The sequence below is a fragment of the Methylibium sp. Root1272 genome, from assembly GCF_001425905.1.
In the GTDB taxonomy this organism is placed as follows: domain Bacteria; phylum Pseudomonadota; class Gammaproteobacteria; order Burkholderiales; family Burkholderiaceae_C; genus Methylibium.
This window is the reverse complement of the sequence record NZ_LMDY01000015.1, coordinates 157,734-177,808: the sequence shown is the minus strand read 5'-3', so window position 1 is coordinate 177,808 and position 20,075 is coordinate 157,734. Positions and strand designations below refer to the sequence as shown.

15 protein-coding genes are annotated in these 20,075 nt (G+C 70.7%); 12 read left to right on the top strand and 3 right to left on the bottom strand.

All coding sequences use genetic code 11. From position 1 onward, the window contains the following. Positions 1–146 precede the first annotated feature (146 nt). Positions 147–2,240, bottom strand: coding sequence for a methionine--tRNA ligase (gene metG / locus ASC67_RS15055; RefSeq protein WP_056322739.1), 2,094 nt, complete (start codon positions 2,238–2,240; stop codon positions 147–149). 195 nt (positions 2,241–2,435) lie between these two features. On the opposite strand from metG, the gene ASC67_RS15050 reads away from it, so the two are divergent. The 6 genes from ASC67_RS15050 (at position 2,436) to ASC67_RS15025 (ending at position 9,363) form a co-directional block, all read left to right on the top strand. Continuing rightward, on the top strand, positions 2,436–4,226 hold the full coding sequence (locus tag ASC67_RS15050; RefSeq protein ID WP_056322734.1) for a PAS domain-containing sensor histidine kinase: 1,791 nt from the start codon (positions 2,436–2,438) through the stop codon (positions 4,224–4,226). Between the two features lie 74 nt (positions 4,227–4,300). Continuing rightward, a complete protein-coding gene (gene apbC / locus ASC67_RS15045) occupies positions 4,301–5,398 on the top strand; it encodes an iron-sulfur cluster carrier protein ApbC (RefSeq protein WP_056322731.1) in 1,098 nt (365 codons plus the stop codon). A 17-nt stretch (positions 5,399–5,415) separates the two neighbouring features. After that, complete coding sequence (locus ASC67_RS15040) at positions 5,416–5,916, top strand: DUF3305 domain-containing protein (protein ID WP_056322727.1); 501 nt, start codon at positions 5,416–5,418, stop codon at positions 5,914–5,916. A 31-nt stretch (positions 5,917–5,947) separates the two neighbouring features. Further along, positions 5,948–6,634 (top strand): DUF3306 domain-containing protein, encoded by a 687-nt coding sequence (locus ASC67_RS15035; protein WP_056322722.1) that lies wholly within the window; start codon positions 5,948–5,950, stop codon positions 6,632–6,634. After that, positions 6,549–8,705, top strand: coding sequence for a 4Fe-4S dicluster domain-containing protein (locus ASC67_RS15030; protein WP_235566344.1), 2,157 nt, complete (start codon positions 6,549–6,551; stop codon positions 8,703–8,705). Before ASC67_RS15035 ends, ASC67_RS15030 begins: the two co-directional genes overlap by 86 nt. A 31-nt stretch (positions 8,706–8,736) precedes the next feature. Continuing rightward, positions 8,737–9,363 (top strand): molecular chaperone, encoded by a 627-nt coding sequence (locus tag ASC67_RS15025; protein WP_056322714.1) that lies wholly within the window; start codon positions 8,737–8,739, stop codon positions 9,361–9,363. A 4-nt stretch (positions 9,364–9,367) separates the two neighbouring features. On the opposite strand, the gene ASC67_RS15020 is transcribed toward ASC67_RS15025, so the two are convergent. Both ASC67_RS15020 and ASC67_RS15015 read right to left on the bottom strand, forming a co-directional pair. Beyond that, a complete protein-coding gene (locus tag ASC67_RS15020; RefSeq protein WP_056322711.1) occupies positions 9,368–11,428 on the bottom strand; it encodes a cache domain-containing protein in 2,061 nt (686 codons plus the stop codon). 138 nt (positions 11,429–11,566) lie between these two features. Further along, positions 11,567–12,949, bottom strand: a complete 1,383-nt coding sequence (locus ASC67_RS15015) for a sigma-54 dependent transcriptional regulator (RefSeq protein ID WP_056322705.1) — start codon at positions 12,947–12,949, stop codon at positions 11,567–11,569. A gap of 144 nt (positions 12,950–13,093) precedes the next feature. Between ASC67_RS15015 and ASC67_RS15010 the strand changes: the two genes are divergently transcribed. From ASC67_RS15010 to ASC67_RS14985, 6 genes are all read left to right on the top strand, one after another. Further along, positions 13,094–13,969 (top strand): putative selenate ABC transporter substrate-binding protein, encoded by an 876-nt coding sequence (locus ASC67_RS15010; RefSeq protein WP_056322701.1) that lies wholly within the window; start codon positions 13,094–13,096, stop codon positions 13,967–13,969. 74 nt (positions 13,970–14,043) lie between these two features. After that, positions 14,044–14,832, top strand: a complete 789-nt coding sequence (locus ASC67_RS15005) for a phosphonate ABC transporter ATP-binding protein (RefSeq protein WP_056323191.1) — start codon at positions 14,044–14,046, stop codon at positions 14,830–14,832. A 17-nt stretch (positions 14,833–14,849) separates the two neighbouring features. Beyond that, positions 14,850–15,707, top strand: a complete 858-nt coding sequence (locus ASC67_RS15000; RefSeq protein WP_056323182.1) for an ABC transporter permease — start codon at positions 14,850–14,852, stop codon at positions 15,705–15,707. Between the two features lie 4 nt (positions 15,708–15,711). Beyond that, positions 15,712–16,527, top strand: a complete 816-nt coding sequence (gene phnE / locus ASC67_RS14995) for a phosphonate ABC transporter, permease protein PhnE (protein ID WP_056322697.1) — start codon at positions 15,712–15,714, stop codon at positions 16,525–16,527. Positions 16,528–16,875: 348 nt separating this feature from the next. Continuing rightward, positions 16,876–17,088, top strand: a complete 213-nt coding sequence (locus tag ASC67_RS14990) for a hypothetical protein (protein WP_056322691.1) — start codon at positions 16,876–16,878, stop codon at positions 17,086–17,088. A gap of 14 nt (positions 17,089–17,102) precedes the next feature. Then, positions 17,103–20,069, top strand: a complete 2,967-nt coding sequence (locus ASC67_RS14985) for a formate dehydrogenase subunit alpha (RefSeq protein WP_056322687.1) — start codon at positions 17,103–17,105, stop codon at positions 20,067–20,069. Positions 20,070–20,075 lie beyond the last annotated feature (6 nt).

Below are 20,075 nucleotides of genomic sequence, written 5' to 3'. Positions count from 1 at the left end.
AAGGCCGGGCTGTCGGAGGACCGCAGTGGTGCAGGCGGGCGATGAAGCGGCGGCGGCGCGACGGCCCCCAGGTCCGCGTCTCGGCGCGGGGCAGGGGGCGGGGGTCGCGCGGGTCGCTCATCGGAGGTCGCGCGGGGTGGTGGGCATCACCGCACCCGCAGGCCCGGCACGGCGCCGGGCGTGGGCTCGAGCAGGTAGAGCCCGGGGTGGGTTTTGTCGTCGGTGTGCGATGCGGCCAGCACCATGCCTTCGCTGAGGCCGAACTTCATCTTGCGCGGCGCCAGGTTGGCGACCACGACCGTGAACTTGCCGATCACGTCGGCCGGCTTGAACGCCGACTGGATGCCGCTGAAGACGGTGCGGTGGCGGCCCTCGCCGACGTCGAGCGTGAGGCGCAGCAGCTTCGTGCTGCCCTCGACGAGCGCCGCATCGACGATCTTCGCGAGGCGCAGGTCGATCTTCGTGAAGTCGTCGATGGTGATCGTCGGCGCCAGCGCCTCGCCGCCGGGCTTGGCTCCGTCTGCCGCCGCGGCGGGAGAGGACTGGGGAGAGGGCTCGGCCGGCGGCTCGAACAGCGCATCGAGCAGCTTCGCGTCGACACGCTGCATCAGGTGCTTGTACTCGCCGATCGTCTGCGCTCCCAGCAGGCGGCCGGCATCGGCAAAACGCAGCGGCTCGATCTTCAGGAAGCCTTCGATCTGTGCCGCCAGCGCCGGCAGCACCGGCTTCAGGTAGATCGTCAGCAGGCGGAAGGCTTCGATGCAGGTGCTGCAGACCTGCTGCAGGCGCGCGTCCTGGCCGGCCTGCTTGGCGAGCTCCCAGGGCTTGTGGGCGTCGACGTACTCGTTCACACGGTCGGCCAGCGCCATGGTCTCGCGCAGCGCCTTGGCGTACTCGCGCTCCTCGTAGAGCCGCGCGATGTCGTCACGCGCGGCCTGCAGGCCTTCGAGCAGCGTGCGGCTCTCGGCCGGCAGCTCGGCGGTCAGCCGGCCGTCGAAGCGCTTCGTCAGGAAGCCCGCCGCCCGGCTCGCGATGTTGATGTACTTGCCCACCAGGTCGCTGTTGACCCGCGCGACGAAGTCATCCGGGTTGAAGTCGACGTCCTCCACCTTGCCGTTCAGCTTGGCCGCGATGTAGTAGCGCAGCCACTCGGCATTCATGCCGATCTCCAGGTAGCGCAGCGGCGAGATGCCGGTGCCGCGGCTCTTGCTCATCTTCTCGCCGCTCACCGTGATGAAGCCGTGCACGAAGATGTGATCCGGCGTGCGGCGGCCGCTGAAATGCAGCATCGCCGGCCAGAACAGCGTGTGGAAGTAGGTGATGTCCTTGCCGATGAAGTGCACCTGCTCGGTCTTCGGGTCGGCCATGAAGGCCTCGAAGTCCAGCCCCTGCTTGTCGAAGTAGTTCTTCAGCGAGGCCAGGTAGCCGATCGGCGCGTCCAGCCACACGTAGAAGTACTTGCCCGGCGCGTCGGGGATCTCGATGCCGAAGTAGGGCGCGTCGCGCGAGATGTCCCAGTCGGCCAGGCCGCCGTGGCCCTGCTCGTCGGTGGTGAACCACTCCTTGATCTTGTTCAGCACCTCGGGCTGCAGCCGCGGCTGCTGGCTGATCGGCGCGCTGCCGTGGGTCCAGCCTTCCAGGAACTCGATGCAGCGCGGCGAGCTGAGCTGGAAGAAGTGGTGCTCGCTGGTCTTCATCACCGGCGTCGCACCGGTCAGCGTGGAGTAGGGGTGCTTCAGTTCGGTGGGCGCATAGACCGCGCCGCAGACCTCGCAGGAGTCGCCGTACTGGTCCTTCGCGCCGCACTTCGGGCACTCGCCCTTGATGTAGCGGTCGGGCAGGAACATCGCCTTCACCGGGTCGAAGAACTGCTCGATCTCGCGCGTGAAGATCAGCCCGTTCTTTCGCAGCGCCCGGTAGGTGTCCTGTGCGAGCTGGTGGTTCTCGGGGCCGTCGGTCGAGTGCCAGTTGTCGAAGGCGATGTGGAAGCCGTCGAGATAGGGCTTGCGGCCCGCGGCGATGTCGGCCACGAAGGCCTGCGGCGTCTTGCCGGCCTTCTCTGCGGCGATCATGATCGGTGCGCCGTGTGCGTCGTCGGCGCCGACGAAGTGCACCTGGTGGCCCTGCATGCGCTGGAAGCGCACCCAGATGTCGGCCTGGATGTACTCCATGATGTGGCCGATGTGGAAATGCCCGTTGGCATAGGGCAGGGCAGTGGTGACGAACAGCTGGCGCGGCATGGGAGCAGGGCCGGCGGTGGCCGGCAGGGACAATGGCCGAAGAAAAAGATTGTAGGTCTGGCCCCCGATAATCCACCTCTTGCCCGGCAGCCGCCGGCCTGTCGAACCGGCTCGCGTCCCTGCATGACCTCGCTCTCTCCCCCCCACCGTCCGCTCTGTCCCGCCGCCTTGCGGTCCTTGCCGGGGAGCCTCTGAATGCCGCGTGGACTGTACGTGGCGTGGCGCCTGCCGCTGGCCTTCTGCGGCCTGCTCGTGCTGCTGGTCGGCCTGTTGCTGATCGGTTGGCGTGACTACGCGGCGCTGTTGCAGGCGCAGGAGCTGCGGCTGCGCAGCGAACAGGCGATCGCCGCGCTGGCCGAACTCGATCGGCTCACGGCGCCGCCCACCGAAACAGCGCTGTGCGTGGCCGTCGGCGCTCCGATGGCCTCGGCGCCCGAGGGGCGTCCGAACGGCAACCGCTGGAGCGAGCCGCTGGCGAGCTTGCGCAGCCTGGTGGCGGACAACCCTTCCCAGGTCGGCCGCATCGAGTCGCTCGCGATGGCGCTGCGTGAATGGCAGCAGCTCTACACGCTGCCGCTGGAGCAGGCCTGCACGGCCGGACAGCGGCTGGGCTCGGCCTACGTGCAGTCGCTGTTCCGGGTGGCCGCGCCGACGCGGGACCGCATCGGTGCCGAGCTCGCCGGCCTGCGGCGCACCGAGGCGGGCCTGCAGGCCGAACGTACGGCAGGCCTGCAGGCAGCGACGGCGGCGACCGACAAGCTGATCGTGCTGGTGGCGGTGGTGGCCGCGCTGCTGGGCGTCGTGGCGCTGCTCGCGGTGCGCGGCTTTGCCGCCCAGCTCGTGGCCGCGGGCCGGCGGATGGAGCGCGAGGCCGGCGAGCGCGGTCAGGCTCAGGAGCGCATGCTCGACGCGCAGCGCCGCCTGCGCATGCTGCTCGAGCACATCAGCGAAGCGGCGATCGCCTACGACGAGACCGGCCACGTGCAATGGATCAACCCGGCCGGCGAGGTGATGTTCGGCCGCTCGCGCCAGGGCATCGGCGGCCAGCCGATCTCTCTGCTGATCCCGTCGCTGGCCGAGGACCTGGACTGGCCGGTCACGCAGCCCGAGGCGGAGCTCGACGGCCTCACGCCGTCGCCGTGGACCGTGCGCCGCGACACCGTCGCGGGCCGGCGGGCCGGCCACGACGGCATCGAGGTGCCGATGGAGATCGCCCTCGTGCAGACCCACGTGGACGGCGAACGCATCGGCATCTGCCTGTGTCGCGACCTCAGCGAGACCGAGCGCGCCAGCCGCTTGACGCACGCCTTCGCGGCACTGCTGGGCGAGGCGCTGCGCCTGCCGCTGGCGCACGTGCGCGACGCGCTGGCACTGCTGCCCACGGTGCCGGCCGGCGCGCTGGAGGCGCCGCTGCGTCAGCAGCTCATGGTGGCCCACGGCCACAGTGAACGCACGCTGGCGCTGGTGGAGGATCTGCTCGAGCTGGAGCGCCTGCGGGCCGGGCCGCGCCATGCGCGCGTCGAGCCGCTCGACCTGGGCTCGGAGCTGCGCGCCGCGGTCCGCGCGGCCCAGGCGCGGGCGCGCCGCCAGCAGGTCCGGTTGACGCTGCACGCGGCCGACGGCGCCTTGCCGGTGCAGGCCGACGCGCAGCAACTCGGCCGCCTGCTGTCGCGCCTGCTGTCGCTGACCATCGACGCCTCGCCGGCCGGCGGCGAGGTGCGCGTCAGCGCGACGATGCAGGGCGACACGGTGCGGGTCGAGCTGGCCGACGGCGGGCCCGACCTGCCGGCCGGCTTTGCCGAGCGCGCCTTCGACCCGTTCGCCCCGCCGGAGCCGGCCGACGGCCGTCCCGGCATCGGTCTTGCCCTGGCGATCTGCCGAGAGCAGATGGTGCAGCTCGACGGCCATGTCGGGCTGATGCCGGCCGTGAGCGGCAGCGGCGCCGTATTCTGGATTTCCCTGCCCTTGCGCAGCGTGGGGGCCTGAGCGGAGGCCCCGCGTCGCGGACCGACCCTCGGCTAGACTCGAAGGCGGCTTTGCATCGACTTTCATAGGTACCCATGTCCCAGTCTCCGAACGACGGCGCCGTGCTCGACGCGCTCAAGCGCGTGATCGACCCCAACACCGGACGCGACTTCGTGTCGACGAAGCAGCTGAAGAACCTGCGCGTGGAAGGCGGCGACGTCGCCTTCGACGTCGAGCTGGGCTATCCGGCCAAGAGCCAGATCGCGGCGCTGCGCAAGGCGCTGATCGCCGCCGCGCGCGGCGTGCCTGGCGTCGAGAACGTCAGCGCGAACCTCGGCGTGAAGATCGTGTCGCACGCGGTGCAGCGCGGCGTGCAGTTGCTGCCCGGCGTGAAGAACATCGTCGCGGTGGCCTCGGGCAAGGGCGGGGTGGGCAAGAGCACCACGGCCGTCAACCTGGCGCTGGCACTGGCCGCCGAAGGCGCGAGCGTGGGTGTGCTCGACGCCGACATCTACGGTCCCAGCCAGCCGATGATGCTGGGCATCGAGGGCCGGCCCGAGAGCGCCGACGGCAAGAGCATGGAGCCGCTCGAGAACTACGGCGTGCAGGTCATGTCGATCGGTTTCCTGGTCGACGCCGACAGCCCGATGATCTGGCGCGGCCCGATGGCCACGCAGGCGCTGGAGCAGATGCTGCGCCAGACCAACTGGCGCGAGCTCGACTACCTGATCGTCGACATGCCGCCCGGCACCGGCGACATCCAGCTCACGCTGTCGCAGAAGGTGCCGCTGACCGGCGCGGTGATCGTCACCACGCCGCAGGACATCGCGCTGCTCGACGCCCGCAAGGGCCTGAAGATGTTCGAGAAGGTCGGCGTGCCCATTCTCGGCATCGTCGAGAACATGGCGGTGCACGTGTGCTCGAACTGCGGCCACACCGAACACATCTTCGGCGCCGACGGCGGCCAGAAGATGAGCGCCGAGTACGGCGTCGACTACCTCGGCGGCCTGCCGCTGAGCATGTCGATCCGCGAGCAGGCCGATGCCGGCCGGCCCACGGTGGTGAGCGACCCGGATGGCGACATCGCCGGCATCTACAAGAGCGTGGCCCGCAAGATCGCGATCAAGATCGCCGAGAAGGCCAAGGACTATTCGTCCAAGTTCCCGACGATCAGCATCTCCAAGACCACCTGAGCGGAGGCGGCACACGGATGGACGGAAGCGATCGCCCGGCAGCGCGACCCTCCGTGACCGTGGCGGTGGTGATCGAGCGCGAGGCCAGTCCCAACCGCTGGGAAGACTGGCGCTTCCGGCTCGTCGAGGTGCTGCGCGACGACGACGGCGCGTTCGGCACCACGCCCCGCCTGCTGCGCGACGACGGCCGCCTTGCGCGCTGGCTGCACCCCGGCTTCACCATCGAGCTGTTCGCCGACGAGTGCGAGGGCTACTACCTCAACCTGAGCTCGGGCGCGCCCGTGTGGTTCGTCAGCTGGCGCATCGCCGACGACGAACCGTCGCGGGCCTGGCCCGAGATCGTCAGCCTGTCGTACAACGAGGCCGGCCGCTGGCTCGACGCGCAGGAGCGCGTCGACAACCTGCCACTGCCGCCCGACGTGACCGCCTGGCTGCAGGCCTGGAACGACGAGCACTACCGGCCCGAGCCGAAGCGTCGCAAGCGCCCGGCCTCCTTTCTGCCGCCGGAGCAGCGATGAATGCCATGCGCTGCCGCGCCGGAGCAGGCTCATGAGCGAAGCCGACGACGGTTTCCTGTCGCGCTGGTCGCGCCGCAAGGCCGCGGTGAAGGGCGGCCGGCCGCCGCCGGACGAGCCGCTGCCGGCCGCTCCCGTCGCGGTCGTCGAGGCGCCCGCCGTCGTGCCGGCCTCGCCTGCCGACCCGGTGGTCGACGCGCCCACCGAACCCCTGCCGACGCTGGACGACGTGGCGGCACTGCGGCCCGGCGACGAGGTGTCGCGCTTCGTCGCGCATGGCGTCGACGAGGATGTCAAACGCGCGGCCGTCAAGAAGCTGTTCACCGACCCGCACTACAACGTGATGGACGGGCTCGACATCTACATCGACGACTACAGCCAGCCCGACCCGATCCCGATGGCCATGCTGCGCCAGCTGAACCAGGCCAAGTTCATGGGCCTGTTCGCCGCCGAAGAAGCGGCCGAAGCGCAGGCCGAGGCCGAAGCCCAAGCCCGTGCTGCGGCGCAAGCGCCCGCCACGTCCGCCCACTCTGCCGACGCGGCGCTTGTCGCCGATGCGTCCCCACCCACCTTTCCCCCTGCCGAGGACGCAGGCGCGCCGGCCCCCGCCGTCGCCGCCGTGCCCCACGCCCCCAATGAAGACCCTGATCTGCAACTGCAACCAGACGATGCCGCTGGACGGCCCGGCGCTGCAACGCGCGCTGGGACCGGCGGCCTCTGACGGCCTCGACGTCGTCCACACGCTGCTGTGCCGCCGCGAGGCCGGTGCGTTCCAGCGTGCCGCGAAATCGGGCGAGGACCTGGTGGTCGCCTGCACCCAGGAGCAGCGGCTGTTCCTCGAGCTCAACGCCGAGACCGAGGGAGCGCCCGGCGTGCAGGAGCGGCCGATCCGCTTCGTCAACCTGCGCGAGACCGGCGGCTGGTCGAAGGACGTGCGCGCACGGCCTGCAACGCTCACACCCAAGCTCGCCGCACTGCTGGCGGCCGCCCAGTTGCCCGACCCTGAACCGGTCGCCACCGTCGGCTACCGCTCGGCCGGGCGCTGCCTGATCGTCGGCCCGGCCGACGCGGCGCAGCGCGCCGCACAGCTGCTGCAGGACGCACTCGACGTGTCGCTGCTGCTCACGGCGCCCGGCGGCACGCTGCCGCAGGCGCGCAGCCTGCCGGTCGCCGCGGGCCGGGTGACGGCGCTGACCGGCTGGCTCGGCGCCTTCGAGGCGACCTGGACCTCGACCAACCCGATCGATCTGGACCTGTGCACGCGCTGCAATGCCTGCGTCGAGGCCTGCCCCGAGTCCGCGATCGACTTCAGCTACCAGGTCGACCTGGCCAAGTGCAGCGCCCACCGCGACTGCGTGAAGGTCTGCGATGCCGCCGGCGCGATCGACTTCCAGCGCGCGCCGGGCGAGACCACCGAGCGCTTCGACCTCGTGCTCGATCTCGGGGCCGAGCCGCTGATCGGCCTGCACCAGCCGCCCCAGGGCTACTTCCACGCGGCCGACGAGGCCCAGCTCGTGTCCGCGGTGCTGCGCCTGCGCGGGCTGGTGGGCGAGTTCGAGAAGCCCAAGTTCTTCCAGTACAGGCACAAGCTCTGCGCCCACAGCCGCAACGAACGCGAAGGCTGCACCGCCTGCATCGACGTGTGCTCCGCTCAGGCCATCGGCAGCCGGCGCAGCGAGAACGGGCCGGAGAAGGGCGGCATCGCCGTCAACCCCAACCTGTGCGTGGGCTGCGGCGCCTGCACCACCGTCTGCCCCAGCGGCGCGCTGACCTACGCCACGCCCACGCCGGCGCACCAGGGCCGGCGGCTGCGCACGCTGCTCACCGCCTACCGCCAGGCCGGCGGGCCCAAGCTGGCCGGCGACGCGGCCCTGCTGCTGCACAGCCAGGGTGCCGGCGTGCAGCTGATCGACGCGCTCGGTCGCGCGGCGCGCACCGAGCCGGCAGTCCGCGGCGTGCCGGTGCGCGTGATCCCGGTCGATGTGTTCCACACGGCGTCGGTCGGGCTCGACCTGTGGCTCGCGGCCATCGCCCACGGCGCCTCGCAGGTCTGGGTGCTGATGACCGACGAGGAGGCGCCCGACTACCGCGCGGCGGTGGCGGCCCAGATGGCCGTGGGCCAGGCGCTGCTCGACGGCCTGGGCTACCGCGGCCGCCACCTGCGGCTGATCGAGGCGCGCGACGTCGCCTCGCTCGACGCCGCGCTGCAGGCCGAGCCGGCGCAGACCGTCGCGCAGCCGGCCGGCTTCGCGGTGCAGGCCGACAAGCGCGCAACGCTCGATCTTGCGCTCGACCACCTGCTGGCGCAGGCGCCTGCGCGGCCGGTACCCGAGGCGATCGCGCTGCCGGCGGCGTCGCCGTTCGGCAGCCTGCAGATCGACACCGGCAAGTGCACGATGTGCCTGAGCTGCGTCGGCGCCTGCCCCGAGAGCGCGCTGGGCGACAACCCCGAGCGCCCGCAACTGCGCTTCACCGAGAAGAACTGCGTGCAGTGCGGGCTGTGCGTCGTCACCTGCCCGGAGGACGCGCTGGCGCTGGTGCCGCGCCTGTGGCTGGCCGACGGCGGCAAGGCGCGCAAGCAGCCGCGCGTGCTGCACGAGATGCAGCCCTGGGCCTGCGTGAAGTGCGGCAAGCCCTTCGGCACGCAGAAGGCGATCGAGGGCATGCTGACGAAGCTGGCCGGCCACTCGATGTTCCAGGGCGCGGCGCTCGAGCGCCTGAAGATGTGCGGCGACTGCCGCGTGATCGACCTGCACACGAACCCGAACGAAGTGAAGATCACCGACCTCTGAGCCGCGTAGCCGACAGGAGCAACGCCCCCCGATGAAGCCGCAACCGATCCAGTTCGCCACCCCGACCGACGAACGCGAGGAACTCGCCCGGGCCGAGATCTACGGCCTGCTCGCGCAGTTGTTCGTGGCTCCGCCCGACGCCGCCTTCCACGCGCAGTTGCGCGTGGCGCCCACCGAGGCGCCCACGCCGGGCGGCTTTCTCGAGCCGGCCTGGGGCGAGGTGGTGGCCGCAGCTCGGCGCGTGCCGCCGGACGCGGTGGCCGCCGAATACGACGCACTGTTCCTCGGTGTCGGGCGGGCCGAGATCTTTCTCTACGCCTCCTTCCACCTGGCCGGGGCGCTGAACGACCGGCCGCTGGTCGAACTGCGCGCGGACCTGCGCACGCTGGGCCTGGAGCGCGCCGACGGCGTGAGCGAGACCGAGGACCACATCGCCAGCCTGTGCGAGGTGATGCGTTTCCTGATCGCCGGCGACGACCCGGAGATCTGCAACCTGGAGCAGCAGCGGCGCTTCTTCCGCATCCACCTGCAGACCTGGGCCGAAGCACTGTGCTCCGCCATCGAGGCGCACCCTCGCGCTGACTTCTACCGTGCCGTGGCCGGCTTCCTGCGCGCCTTCGTCGAGGTCGAGACGCAGGGCTTCGACCTGATCGACTAGGGCCTCAGGCCGGGAGCGTCGCCGCCGGCGGCTCGCTGTAGAGCCGCACGCTGAAAACCGCACCGCTCGGGCCGTCGTCCCGGTTGCGCGCGGTCAGCGTGCCACCGTAGCGCTCGATCAGGCTGCGGCTGATCCACAAGCCCAGGCCGGTGCCGTCGGTCTTGGTCGTCACGAAGGGCTGGAACAGCCGTGACTCGAGTTCCGGTCCGAGCCCGGGGCCGCTGTCGGCCACGTCGATCTGCACGCCCTGCACGCGGCCGTCGGCGGCGTGCCAGTCGCGCGTGCGCAGTGCCAGCGTGCCGCTGTCGGGCATCGCGTGCAGCGCGTTGATCAGCAGGTTGAGCAGCACCTGCTGCAGCTCCTGGCGGTTGATGGCGGCGCTGGCCGTCGCCTGCTCGTCGCGCTGCACGGCGATGCGAGTGCGCGCGAGCTGCGGCCCGACCAGCAGCAGCGAGTCGTCGAGCGCGCGCGACGCGTGCACGCTGTCCACGTAGCCGGCGTACTCGTTCGGGCGTGCGAACTGCAGCAGCTGCGTGACGATGAGCCGCATGCGTTCGATCTGCTCGTCCACCAGCCGAAGCTCGGCGTCGACCTTGGCGGCCGTCTGCGGCCCGAGCAGCTCGCGCAGCAGGTCGAGGTTGCCCTGGATCACCGCGATCGGGTTGTTGACCTCGTGCGCGATGCTGGCGGTGAGCTGGCCCACGGTGGCGAGCTTCTCCGAGCGCAGCAGCTGCGCCTGCGCCTGCTCCAGGTCGTGCGTGCGCTCGACCACCTTGCGGTCGAGCTCGTCGCCCCAGCGCTGCAGCGCGCGTGTCTTGTCGTCGATCACGTCGAGCAGATGGTCCAGGTGCGCGGCCAGCCGGCCGATCTCGTCGGGGTGGTGGCCGACCGCGCCGACGCGCGCGTCGAGCTTGCCGGCCTCGACCTGCTGCATGGTGCGCGCCATCTGCTCCAGCGGCTTGAAGATGCTGCGTGCCCAGCGCAGCGACACCACGGTCGCGCCGATCATCACGGCGAAGAAGATCACGCCGATGCTCAGCAGCACGCCGTACTTCAGCCAGGTGAAGGGCCGCTCCAGGTAGCCGACGTAGAGCATGCCGACGCGCCGGCCGGCGCCGTCGGCCAACGGCAGGTAGCCCGAGACGTACCAGTCGTTGACGACGAAGGCGCGGTCCAGCCAGGGCTGGCCGCCGCCGAGCACGGTGTCGCGCACCGCCTGCGACACGCGGGTGCCGATCGCGCGGTTCTTGGGGTCGTCGCCGAACAGCCGCACGTTGGTGCTGATGCGCACGTCGTCGAGAAACAGCGTCGCGGTGCCGCGGCTGCCGAAGGGCAGGGCGCCTTCGGGGTAGACGATCTCGTTGATGTGGTCGATGAAGGGCAGGTTGCGGTTCAGCAGCACGCCGGCCTGCACGTGGCCGCGCAGCGTGCCGCGCTCGTCGCGCACCGGCGCGGTGGCCAGCACCACCATCGCGCGGTCCTCCTGCGTGCGGTCGGTGGGCGCGGCGTTGCGCGTGCTCACCAGCGGCACCACGACGCGGTCCTGCAGCGCCGGCGCCAGCCGTGCCAGCTCGTCGGGCTGCAGCACCTCGACACTGGCATGCGGGCGGACGCCGACGGTGGCCGTCGTCGCGGCACTGAAGGCGGGCGAACGCCGGTCGGTGGCGGGCGCCGCGCCGAAGTCGGTGACCAGCAGCGTGCCGTCGGGGGCGCGAAGGTTGATGAAGTCGAGCCCTTCGCGCGCCTTGAAGGCCTGCAGCAGGGCCACCCACACGCCCGGATCGACGGGTGCCGCCGCGCTGTCGCCGAGCGCACGGTGCAGCGCCTGGGAATCGGCCATCGCCGCGGTGCTGCTGCCGACCTCGCCGAGCACACGCTCGAAGTAGCCCTGCGCCACTGCGAGGTCGCTGCGCACCTTGGTGATCAGCAGGCGGTCCAGCGCGACATTGCCCCAGACCAGCAGCAACAGGCCCAGCAGCGGCAGCACCACCACCAGCGGCAGCAGCACCATGGCCAGCAGCTTGCTGCGGATCGGCAGCCGCTGAAAGCGCTCATAGAACCTCATGTCAACCGTTCCTCGGAGCACCGTGCGACGTGCGCCGCACGAGCCCGCCCAAGCCCAGCAGCCGCCGCGGATCCGGCTCCGCCGGTCCGCCAGCGGCGCCCCCCTGGGGGGGAGCGGCGCAGCCGCAACGGGGGGGAGTCACGCTACAAGCCACTCGGCGCAGCGACGCTCCAGCGTGCGGCGCGAGATGCCCAGCAACTCGGCCGCGCGCGTCTTGTCGCCCTGCACCGACTCCAGCACCGCGAGGATGTGCTGTTTCTCGAGCGTCTGCAGGTCGGTCGGGCCGGTGCTCGCGCCGGTGCGCGGCGCGGTGCCGCCGGGGTAGAGCGCCGACACGTTGAGCCCGCCCAGGATCATCGAGCGCTCCACCAGGTTGCGCAGCTCGCGCACGTTGCCCGGCCAGTCGTACTGCTGCAGGTAGGCCATCTCGGTGGCGCTCAGCGCGATCGGCTCCACGCCGAGATGGGGCGCCAGCGTGGCGATGAAATGCGCCACCAGTTCGGCGATGTCGTCCTTGTGCTCGCGCAGCGGCGGCAGGCCGATCTCGACCACCTGCAGGCGGTAGTACAGGTCCTTGCGGAAGCGCCCGGCCGCCACCTCGTCGGCCAGGCGCCGGTTGGTCGCCGCGACGATGCGCACGTCGACCGGGATCTGCTGCTCGCTGCCGACCGGGCGGATGCGGTGGTCTTCCAGCACGCGCAGCAGCGCGGCCTGCTGGGCCAGCGGCAGCTCGGCGATCTCGTCGAGGAACAGCGTGCCGCCCTGGGCGTAATAGAACAGCCCGTCGCGGCCATGCGTCGCGCCGGTGAAGGCGCCCTGGGCATGGCCGAACAGCTCGCTCTCGATGCGCTCGGGCGCGAGGCTCGCGCAGTTGACCGGCACGAAGGGCTCGGCCGCGCGCGGGCTGTGGCGGTGCAGCGCGATCGCCGCCAGCTCCTTGCCGGTGCCCGATTCGCCCGACAGCAGCACGGTGCTGGCCACCGGCGCGGCGCGCTGCAGTGCGCGCTTGAGGTCCTGCATCGCCGGCGAGCTGCCCACCAGGCCGTCGAAGCCCTCGCCGCGCTGCGAGATCATGTGCTTGAGCACCCAGTTCTCGCGCTTGAGCAGCGTGCGGTCGAGGCCGTGCTTCACCGCGTTGAGGATCTGCGTCACGCGGAAGGGCTTGAGGATCAGGTCCGAGGCGCCCACGCGCAGCGCCTCGATCGCGGTGTCGAGGTCGGCATAGGCAGTGATCAGCACCACCTCGCCGCTGTAGCCCTGCTCGCGCAGCTCGCGCAACCACGCGAGGCCGCTCTTGCCGGGCAGCGAGATGTCGAGGATCACCAGGTCGAAGCGGTGCCGGCGCACCAGCGCGTCGGCCTCCTCGGCGCTGGCGGCGCTCTGCACGTTGCCGCAGCGCGGCGTCAGCGTCTTCTCCAGGAAGTTGCGCATGCCCTGTTCGTCGTCGACCAGCAGCACCGAGGCGCGCGGCCAGGCGTCGAGTCCGGGAGCGGGAACGGGGAGGGCAGTGCTGGCGGGCATCGGGCAGTGAGGCGTTGCGTGCGGGGACCGGCTGTGACTGTGGCATATCCGCTGCGGCGCCGCCCGCCGCCCGACCGGCGACCCATGGGCGGGCGTGGGGCGGTTTGTGTTCTCATCTGCACCCCTGAAAACGGAGTTCCGAGCATGATGTTCCGCCTTCTCTCTGCCGGCCGCGCGGCGCGCCTGCTGTCTTCGCTGGTGCTCGGCCTCGCGGCACTCGGCGCCCAGGCGCAGTCGGTCCTGCGCGTCACCGCGATCCCCGACGAGTCGCCGACCGAGCTGGCGCGCAAGTTCGCGCCGCTGGGCCAGTACCTGGAGAGCAAGCTGGGCATGAAGGTCGAGTGGACGCCGGTGACCGACTACGCCGCCGCGGTGGAGACGCTGGTCAACAAGAAGATCGACCTGGCCTGGTTCGGCGGTTTCACCTTCGTGCAGGCCAGCGTGCGCTCGGGCGGCAAGGTGATTCCGCTGGTGCAGCGCGAGGAGGACGAGAAGTTCCGCTCGGTCTTCATCACCGACGCCGGCAGCGGCATCGCGAAGCTGGAGGACCTGAAGGGCCGCACGCTGAGCTTCGGCTCGCAGTCCAGCACCTCGGGCCACCTCATGCCGCGCAGCTTCCTGCTGGCCGCGAAGATCGACCCCGACGCCGACCTCAAGCGCGTGAGCTTCTCCGGCGCGCACGACGCCACCATCGCAGCGGTGGCCAGTGGCAAGGTCGACGCGGGGGCGCTGAACATCTCGGTGTGGGAGAAGTTCGTTGCCGAGAAGAAGGTCGACCCGGCCCAGGTGAAGGTGTTCTTCACCACGCCCGGCTACTACGACTACAACTGGACCGTGCATGCCGACATGCCGGTCGAGCTGCGCAACAAGCTGCAGCAGGCCTTCCTGGCGCTCGATGCGAACACGCCGCAGGGCAAGGAGATCCTCGGCCTGCAACGCGCCACGCGCTTCGTGCCCACCCAGGCCTCCAACTACATCGGCATCCGGGCCGCTGCCGAGAACGCCGGACTGCTGAAGTGATCGACACCGAGCCCGCCGCACCGGCCGGGCCGGCGACGGCCGAGCTGTGCCGCGTGCACGCTGCCGCCGCGCCGATGTCGGCCGTGGCGGTGCTGCGTGGCGTCGACCTGCGGCTGATGCCGGGCGAGCAAGTGGCGGTGATCGGCGCCTCGGGGTCCGGCAAGACGACGCTGCTGCAGCTGCTGGCCTGCGCGCTGCCGCCGCTGCAGGGCGAGGTGTCGCTGTTCGGCTTGGCACCGTGGCGCGGTGCTTCGTCCGGCGAACGGCAGCGCCTGCGCGCGCGGCTGTGCCTGGCGCCGCAGGTGCCGCCGCTGCCGCCGCGCCAGCGCGTGGTCACCGCGGTGCTGGCGGGGCGCCTGCCCGCGCAGTCGCTGTGGGCCAGCCTGCGCACGCTGTGGCATCCGCGCGAGGCGCCGCTGGCACGCGCGGCCCTGGCGGCGCTCGACCTCGAGCACACGCTGTGGCAGCGGGTCGACCGGCTGTCGGGCGGCGAGCGCCAGCGCGTCGGCCTGGCGCGGCTGCTGGTGTCGGACGCCGCGCTGTGGCTGGTCGACGAACCGCTGTCGGCGCTGGACCCGGCGCGCTCGGAGCTGGCCATTGCGCGGCTCATCGATGCAGCGCGCGAGACCGGGCGAACGCTGGTGTGCTCGCTCCACCAGGTGGAGGTGGCGCGACGCCGCTTCCCGCGCATCGTGGCGCTGCGCGACGGCGTCGTGGTGTACGACGGACCGGCCGGCGACCTGGATGACGAGCAGGTGCGCGAGCTCTACGGCAGCGACTCGCCGGAGGTCGCCGCGCCGCTGCCGCCGGCCATGCCACCGCCGGCAGCGGCGGCCGCGCTGCCGCAGGCCATGTGCCGCTGAGCCCGGTGCCTGGCGCGATGCGGAGCCCGGCTCGACCGTCGGCCTTGCCGCTGCCCGCCGCGGCGTCAGCGCGCGATCCGGCGCTGCTGCGCCGCTGGGGTGCGCTGCTGGTCGCGCTGGTGCTGTGCTGGCCGCTGCTGGTGCTGACCGAGTTCAGGCCCTGGACCGTGTTCGACCAGCGCAGCCTGCGTTCGACGCTGGGCTTCCTGGTGCAGTTCGTGCCACCTCGCGCGGACGCAGAGTTCCTGCGCCTGTTGCTGCGCGAGACCTGGCGCACCGTGGCCATCGCCACCGCCGGGCTCACGATCGCGTGGTGCATCGCGGTGCCGCTGGCGCTGGGCTCGACGGCGCGGCTGTCGGTCAGCGCGCTGGCCTCGCGCATGGCCACCGGGCCGGCGCTGCTGCGCCAGGGCCTGCGCTGGACCACCATCGTGCTGCGCTCGGTGCCCGAACTGGTGTGGGCGCTGTTGTTCGTGCGCGTGGTCGGGCTGGGGCCGACGGCCGGCGTGCTGGCGATCGGCATCGCCTACGGCGGCATGCTGGGCAAGGTCTATGCCGAGATCCTGGAGAGCGCCGACCCGAGCACGACCGAGGCGCTGCTGCGCAACGGCAGCGGGCGGCTGCAGGCGCTGCTGTTCGGCACGCTGCCGCAGTGCGGCCCGGAACTGGTGAGCTACACCGTCTACCGCTGGGAGTGCGCGATCCGCTCGTCGGTGGTGCTGGGCTTCGTGGGTGCCGGCGGCCTGGGGCAGGAGCTCGACAACGCGACGAAGATGTTCGCCGGCGCGGAGGTGAGCAGCATCCTGCTGGTGTTCATCGCGCTGGTTGCGCTGTCGGACCGCGTCAGCGCCGCGCTGCGGCGCGCGATGGAGTAGCCGCGTGGCCAGCACCGCATCATCGTCGTCCGACCTTGCGGCACCGCCGTCGCGCCGCCGTGCTGCATGGATCGCGCTCGGCGTGGGCGTGCTGGTCGTCGCCAGTTTTGCTTCCCTCGATCTTCGCTGGGCCGATTTCCTCTCGCTGGAGGCGCTCGGCAAGATGGGCAGCTTCGCCGCCAGCTTCTTCCCGCCCCAGGGTTCGGCCGCCTTCCTGCGCAAGACGCTGGGCGCGACGCTGGAGACGCTGGCGATGAGCCTGGTGGGCACCGCGCTCGCCGTGCTGTTCGGCCTGGCGCTGGCACTGCCCGCCAGTGCCAGCGGCCCTGCCGGCACGCGAGCGTTGCGCGGTCTGACCCGCACGCTGCTCAACGCGCTGCGCTCCGTGCCCGAGCTGGTGTGGGCCTCGCTGCTGCTGATCGCCGCCGGCCTGGGGCCGTTCCCCGGCACGCTGGCGCTGGCGCTGCACACCACCGGCGTGCTGGGGCGGCTGTTCGCCGAGAGCATCGAGAACGCCGCGCCCGAGCCGGCCTTCGCGCTGCGACTGCGGGGCGTCGACCGGCTGCGCGTCTTCCTGTACGCGACGCTGCCGCAGATCGGGCCGCAACTGCTGTCGTACTCGCTGTACCGCTGGGAGAACAACATCCGCGCCGCGGCGGTGCTGGGCGTGGTGGGCGCCGGCGGGCTGGGTCAGATGCTGTACTACCACCTCGGGCTGTTCCACATGCGCGAGAGCTGCACCGTGCTGATCGCGATGATCGGGCTGGTGGCACTGGTCGACGCGCTGTCCTACCTGGCGCGGCGCGTGCTCAATCGCTGAGCGGCGGGCCGTGAGCGGGCCGCAGCACGTGGCGGGGCGCCGACATCATCCGAGCAGGCCCCTGGGACTTTCCCGCATCGTTACGCGGTAGGCACCAACGACAAGCTGTCGCGATCCGGCGGTCAATCTGTCGATGACAAGGGCGCTGCAGCGACAGGCTGGCGCAACCACCGCACTGCTGCGCTGCAGCGTTGCCGATACGGCGCCGGCTGCGGGGTTTCCCTCTGCGCTGTCACGCGCCGAGTGCAAAAGCCAGGGCTAACATAGGAATGAATCTGCCGAAGTCGGCGATCAGCTCGATGCCAAGGCACGCGCGCCCCACCGGGCGTTGAGACCCAGGAGTCAGCCATGAACGATCCGAAATCCAAGCTCTCGCGCCGGCACGTCGTTGCCGGCGCCGGCACCGTGGGGGCTCTGGCCGCCGCGGCGGCGGTGCTGCCGGTGGCCCGTGAGGCCGAGCCCGTGGCCGTGACGACGGGTGCCAAACCCGAACCCGGCGCATCCGCCGGCTACCGGCTCACGGCGCACGTGCAGCGCTACTACCAAACCACCAAAGTCTGAGTGCCGGAGGTCCCATGTTGCTCACGCGCAAGTCGCCTGATGCGGGCTCCGGCTCGCCCGCATCGTCGCTGGTCTCGAGCCTTTCGCGCGGCCTCGCGCGCGCCATCCCGACGATGGACCGTCGGTCCTTCCTGCGCCGTTCTGGTCTGGGCGTGGGCGCCGGCCTCGCCGCCGGTCAGCTGACGCTGGTGCGCAAGGCGCAGGCCTCCGATGCGTCCAAGGCCGAGGCGGGCCCCGGCAAGGTGGAGGTCAAGCGCACGGTGTGCGGCCACTGCTCGGTGGGCTGCGCGGTCGACGCGGTGGTGCACAACGGCGTCTGGGTGCGCCAGGAGCCGGTGTTCGACTCGCCGATCAACCTGGGCGCGCACTGCGCCAAGGGCGCGGCGCTGCGAGAGCATGGCCGCGGCGAGTACCGCCTGCGCTACCCGATGAAGCTGGTGAACGGCAAGTACGAGCGCATCAGTTGGGACACCGCGCTCGACGAGATCAGCGCGCGCATGCTCGAACTGCGCAAGCAGAGTGGCCCGGATTCGGTGTTCGTGGTCGGGTCGAGCAAGCACAACAACGAGCAGGCCTACCTGCTGCGCAAGTGGATGAGCCTGTGGGGCAGCAACAACTGCGACCACCAGGCGCGCATCTGCCACAGCACCACGGTCGCGGGCGTCGCGAACACCTGGGGCTACGGCGCGATGACCAACTCCTACAACGACATGCAGAACAGCAAGGCGGCGCTGTATATCGGGTCGAACGCCGCCGAGGCGCACCCGGTGTCGATGCTGCACATGCTGCATGCCAAGGAGGCCGGCTGCAAGATGATCGTCGTCGACCCGCGATTCACGCGCACGGCGGCGCGTGCCGACGAGCACGTGCGCATCCGCTCGGGCTCGGACATCCCCTTCCTGTTCGGCGTGCTGCACCAGATCTTCAAGAACGGCTGGGAAGACAAGCAGTACATCAACGATCGCGTCTACGGCATGGACAAGGTGCGCGAGGACGTGATGGCGAACTGGACGCCTGACAAGGTCCAGGAGGCCTGCGGCGTCGACGAGGCGACGATCCTTCGCGTCGCGAAGACGTTGGCCGAGAACCGCCCCAGCACCATCGTCTGGTGCATGGGCCAGACCCAGCACACCATCGGCAACGCGATGGTGCGCGCGTCGTGCATCCTGCAGCTCGCGCTCGGCAACATCGGCAAGAGCGGTGGCGGCGCCAACATCTTCCGCGGCCACGACAACGTGCAGGGCGCCACCGACGTGGGCCCGAATCCCGATTCGCTGCCCGGCTACTACGGCCTGGCCGAGGGCTCGTTCAAGCACTTCGCCAAGACCTGGGGCGTGGACTTCGAGTGGATCAAGAAGCAGTACGCGCCGGGCATGATGACCAAGCCCGGCATGACGGTGTCGCGCTGGGTCGACGGCGTGCTCGAGAAGAACGAGCTGATCGACCAGGACAGCAACCTGCGCGGTCTGTTCTTCTGGGGCCATGCGCCGAACTCGCAGACGCGCGGCCTCGAGATGAAGAAGGCGATGGACAAGCTCGACCTGCTGGTCGTCGTCGATCCCTTCCCGTCGGCCACCGCGGCGATGGCGGCGATGCCCGGCAAGCCCGAGGACCAGAACCCCAACCGTGCCGTCTACCTGCTGCCGGCGACGACGCAGTTCGAGACCAGTGGCTCATGCACCGCGTCGAACCGCTCGATCCAGTGGCGCGAGCAGGTCATCGAGCCGCTGTGGGAGAGCCGCAACGACCACATGATCATGTACCAGCTCGCGCAGAAGCTGGGCTTCGACAAGGAGCTGACGAAGAACTACAAGCTGGTCGCAGGCAAGGGCGGCATGATGGAACCCGAGCCCGAATCGATCCTGCGCGAGATCAACAAGAGCGTCTGGACCATCGGCTACACCGGTCAGAGCCCCGAGCGCCTGAAGGCGCACATGCGCAACATGCACGTCTTCGACGTGAAGACGCTGCGCGCCAAGGGCGGCACGGACAAGGAGACCGGTTACTCCCTCGACGGCGACTACTTCGGCCTGCCGTGGCCGTGCTACGGGACGCCGGAACTCAAGCACCCGGGCTCGCCCAACCTCTACGACACCTCGAGGCACGTGATGGACGGCGGCGGCAACTTCCGCGCCAATTTCGGTGTCGAGAAGGATGGCGTCAATCTGCTGGCCGAGGACGGCTCGTTCTCCAAGGGCTCGGACCTCACCACCGGCTATCCGGAGTTCGACCACGTGCTGCTGAAGAAGCTCGGCTGGTGGGACGAACTGAGCGACCCCGAGAAGGCGGCGGCCGAGGGCAAGAACTGGAAGACCGATTCCTCCGGCGGGATCATCCGCGTGGCGATGAAGAACCACGGCTGCCACCCGTTCGGCAACGCGAAGGCGCGGGCCTTGGTGTGGAACTTCCCCGATGCGATCCCGAAGCATCGCGAGCCGCTTTACTCGACGCGCCCGGACCTGGTGGCCAAGTACCCGACGCACGATGACAAGAAGGCGTTCTGGCGCCTGCCGACGCTGTTCAAGACCGTGCAGGACAAGAACAAGGACATCGGCAAGGACTTCCCGCTGATCATGAGCAGCGGCCGGCTGGTCGAGTACGAGGGCGGCGGCGAGGAAACCCGCTCCAACCCCTATCTGGCCGAACTGCAGCAGGAGATGTTCGTCGAGATCAACCCGGCCACCGCCAACGACCGCGGCATCCGCAACGGCGAGACGGTCTGGGTCCGCACGCCGACCGGCGCGCGCCTCACGGTCAAGGCGCTGGTCACCGAGCGCGTGGACCGCGAGACGGTGTGGTTGCCGTTCCACTTCTCGGGCCTCTGGCAGGGCGTGGATCTCGCGCCCTACTACCCGCACGGTGCGATGCCGGTCATCCGCGGTGAGGCGATCAACACCGCCACCACCTACGGCTACGACAGCGTGACGATGATGCAGGAGACCAAGACCACGGTCTGCCAGGTCGAGCGCGCCTCTGTGTGAATTGGA

Excerpts from the sequence above, each read along its gene's own strand:
- metG (WP_056322739.1), bottom strand. The coding sequence starts at position 2,240 with ATGCCGCGCCAGCTGTTCGTCACCACTGCCCTGCCCTATGCCAACGGG.
- ASC67_RS15050 (WP_056322734.1), top strand. The coding sequence starts at position 2,436 with ATGCCGCGTGGACTGTACGTGGCGTGGCGCCTGCCGCTGGCCTTCTGC.
- apbC (WP_056322731.1), top strand. The coding sequence starts at position 4,301 with ATGTCCCAGTCTCCGAACGACGGCGCCGTGCTCGACGCGCTCAAGCGC.
- ASC67_RS15040 (WP_056322727.1), top strand. The coding sequence starts at position 5,416 with ATGGACGGAAGCGATCGCCCGGCAGCGCGACCCTCCGTGACCGTGGCG.
- ASC67_RS15035 (WP_056322722.1), top strand. The coding sequence starts at position 5,948 with ATGAGCGAAGCCGACGACGGTTTCCTGTCGCGCTGGTCGCGCCGCAAG.
- ASC67_RS15030 (WP_235566344.1), top strand. The coding sequence starts at position 6,549 with ATGAAGACCCTGATCTGCAACTGCAACCAGACGATGCCGCTGGACGGC.
- ASC67_RS15025 (WP_056322714.1), top strand. The coding sequence starts at position 8,737 with ATGAAGCCGCAACCGATCCAGTTCGCCACCCCGACCGACGAACGCGAG.
- ASC67_RS15020 (WP_056322711.1), bottom strand. The coding sequence starts at position 11,428 with ATGAGGTTCTATGAGCGCTTTCAGCGGCTGCCGATCCGCAGCAAGCTG.
- ASC67_RS15015 (WP_056322705.1), bottom strand. The coding sequence starts at position 12,949 with ATGCCCGCCAGCACTGCCCTCCCCGTTCCCGCTCCCGGACTCGACGCC.
- ASC67_RS15010 (WP_056322701.1), top strand. The coding sequence starts at position 13,094 with ATGATGTTCCGCCTTCTCTCTGCCGGCCGCGCGGCGCGCCTGCTGTCT.
- ASC67_RS15005 (WP_056323191.1), top strand. The coding sequence starts at position 14,044 with ATGTCGGCCGTGGCGGTGCTGCGTGGCGTCGACCTGCGGCTGATGCCG.
- ASC67_RS15000 (WP_056323182.1), top strand. The coding sequence starts at position 14,850 with ATGCGGAGCCCGGCTCGACCGTCGGCCTTGCCGCTGCCCGCCGCGGCG.
- ASC67_RS14990 (WP_056322691.1), top strand. The coding sequence starts at position 16,876 with ATGAACGATCCGAAATCCAAGCTCTCGCGCCGGCACGTCGTTGCCGGC.
- ASC67_RS14985 (WP_056322687.1), top strand. The coding sequence starts at position 17,103 with ATGTTGCTCACGCGCAAGTCGCCTGATGCGGGCTCCGGCTCGCCCGCA.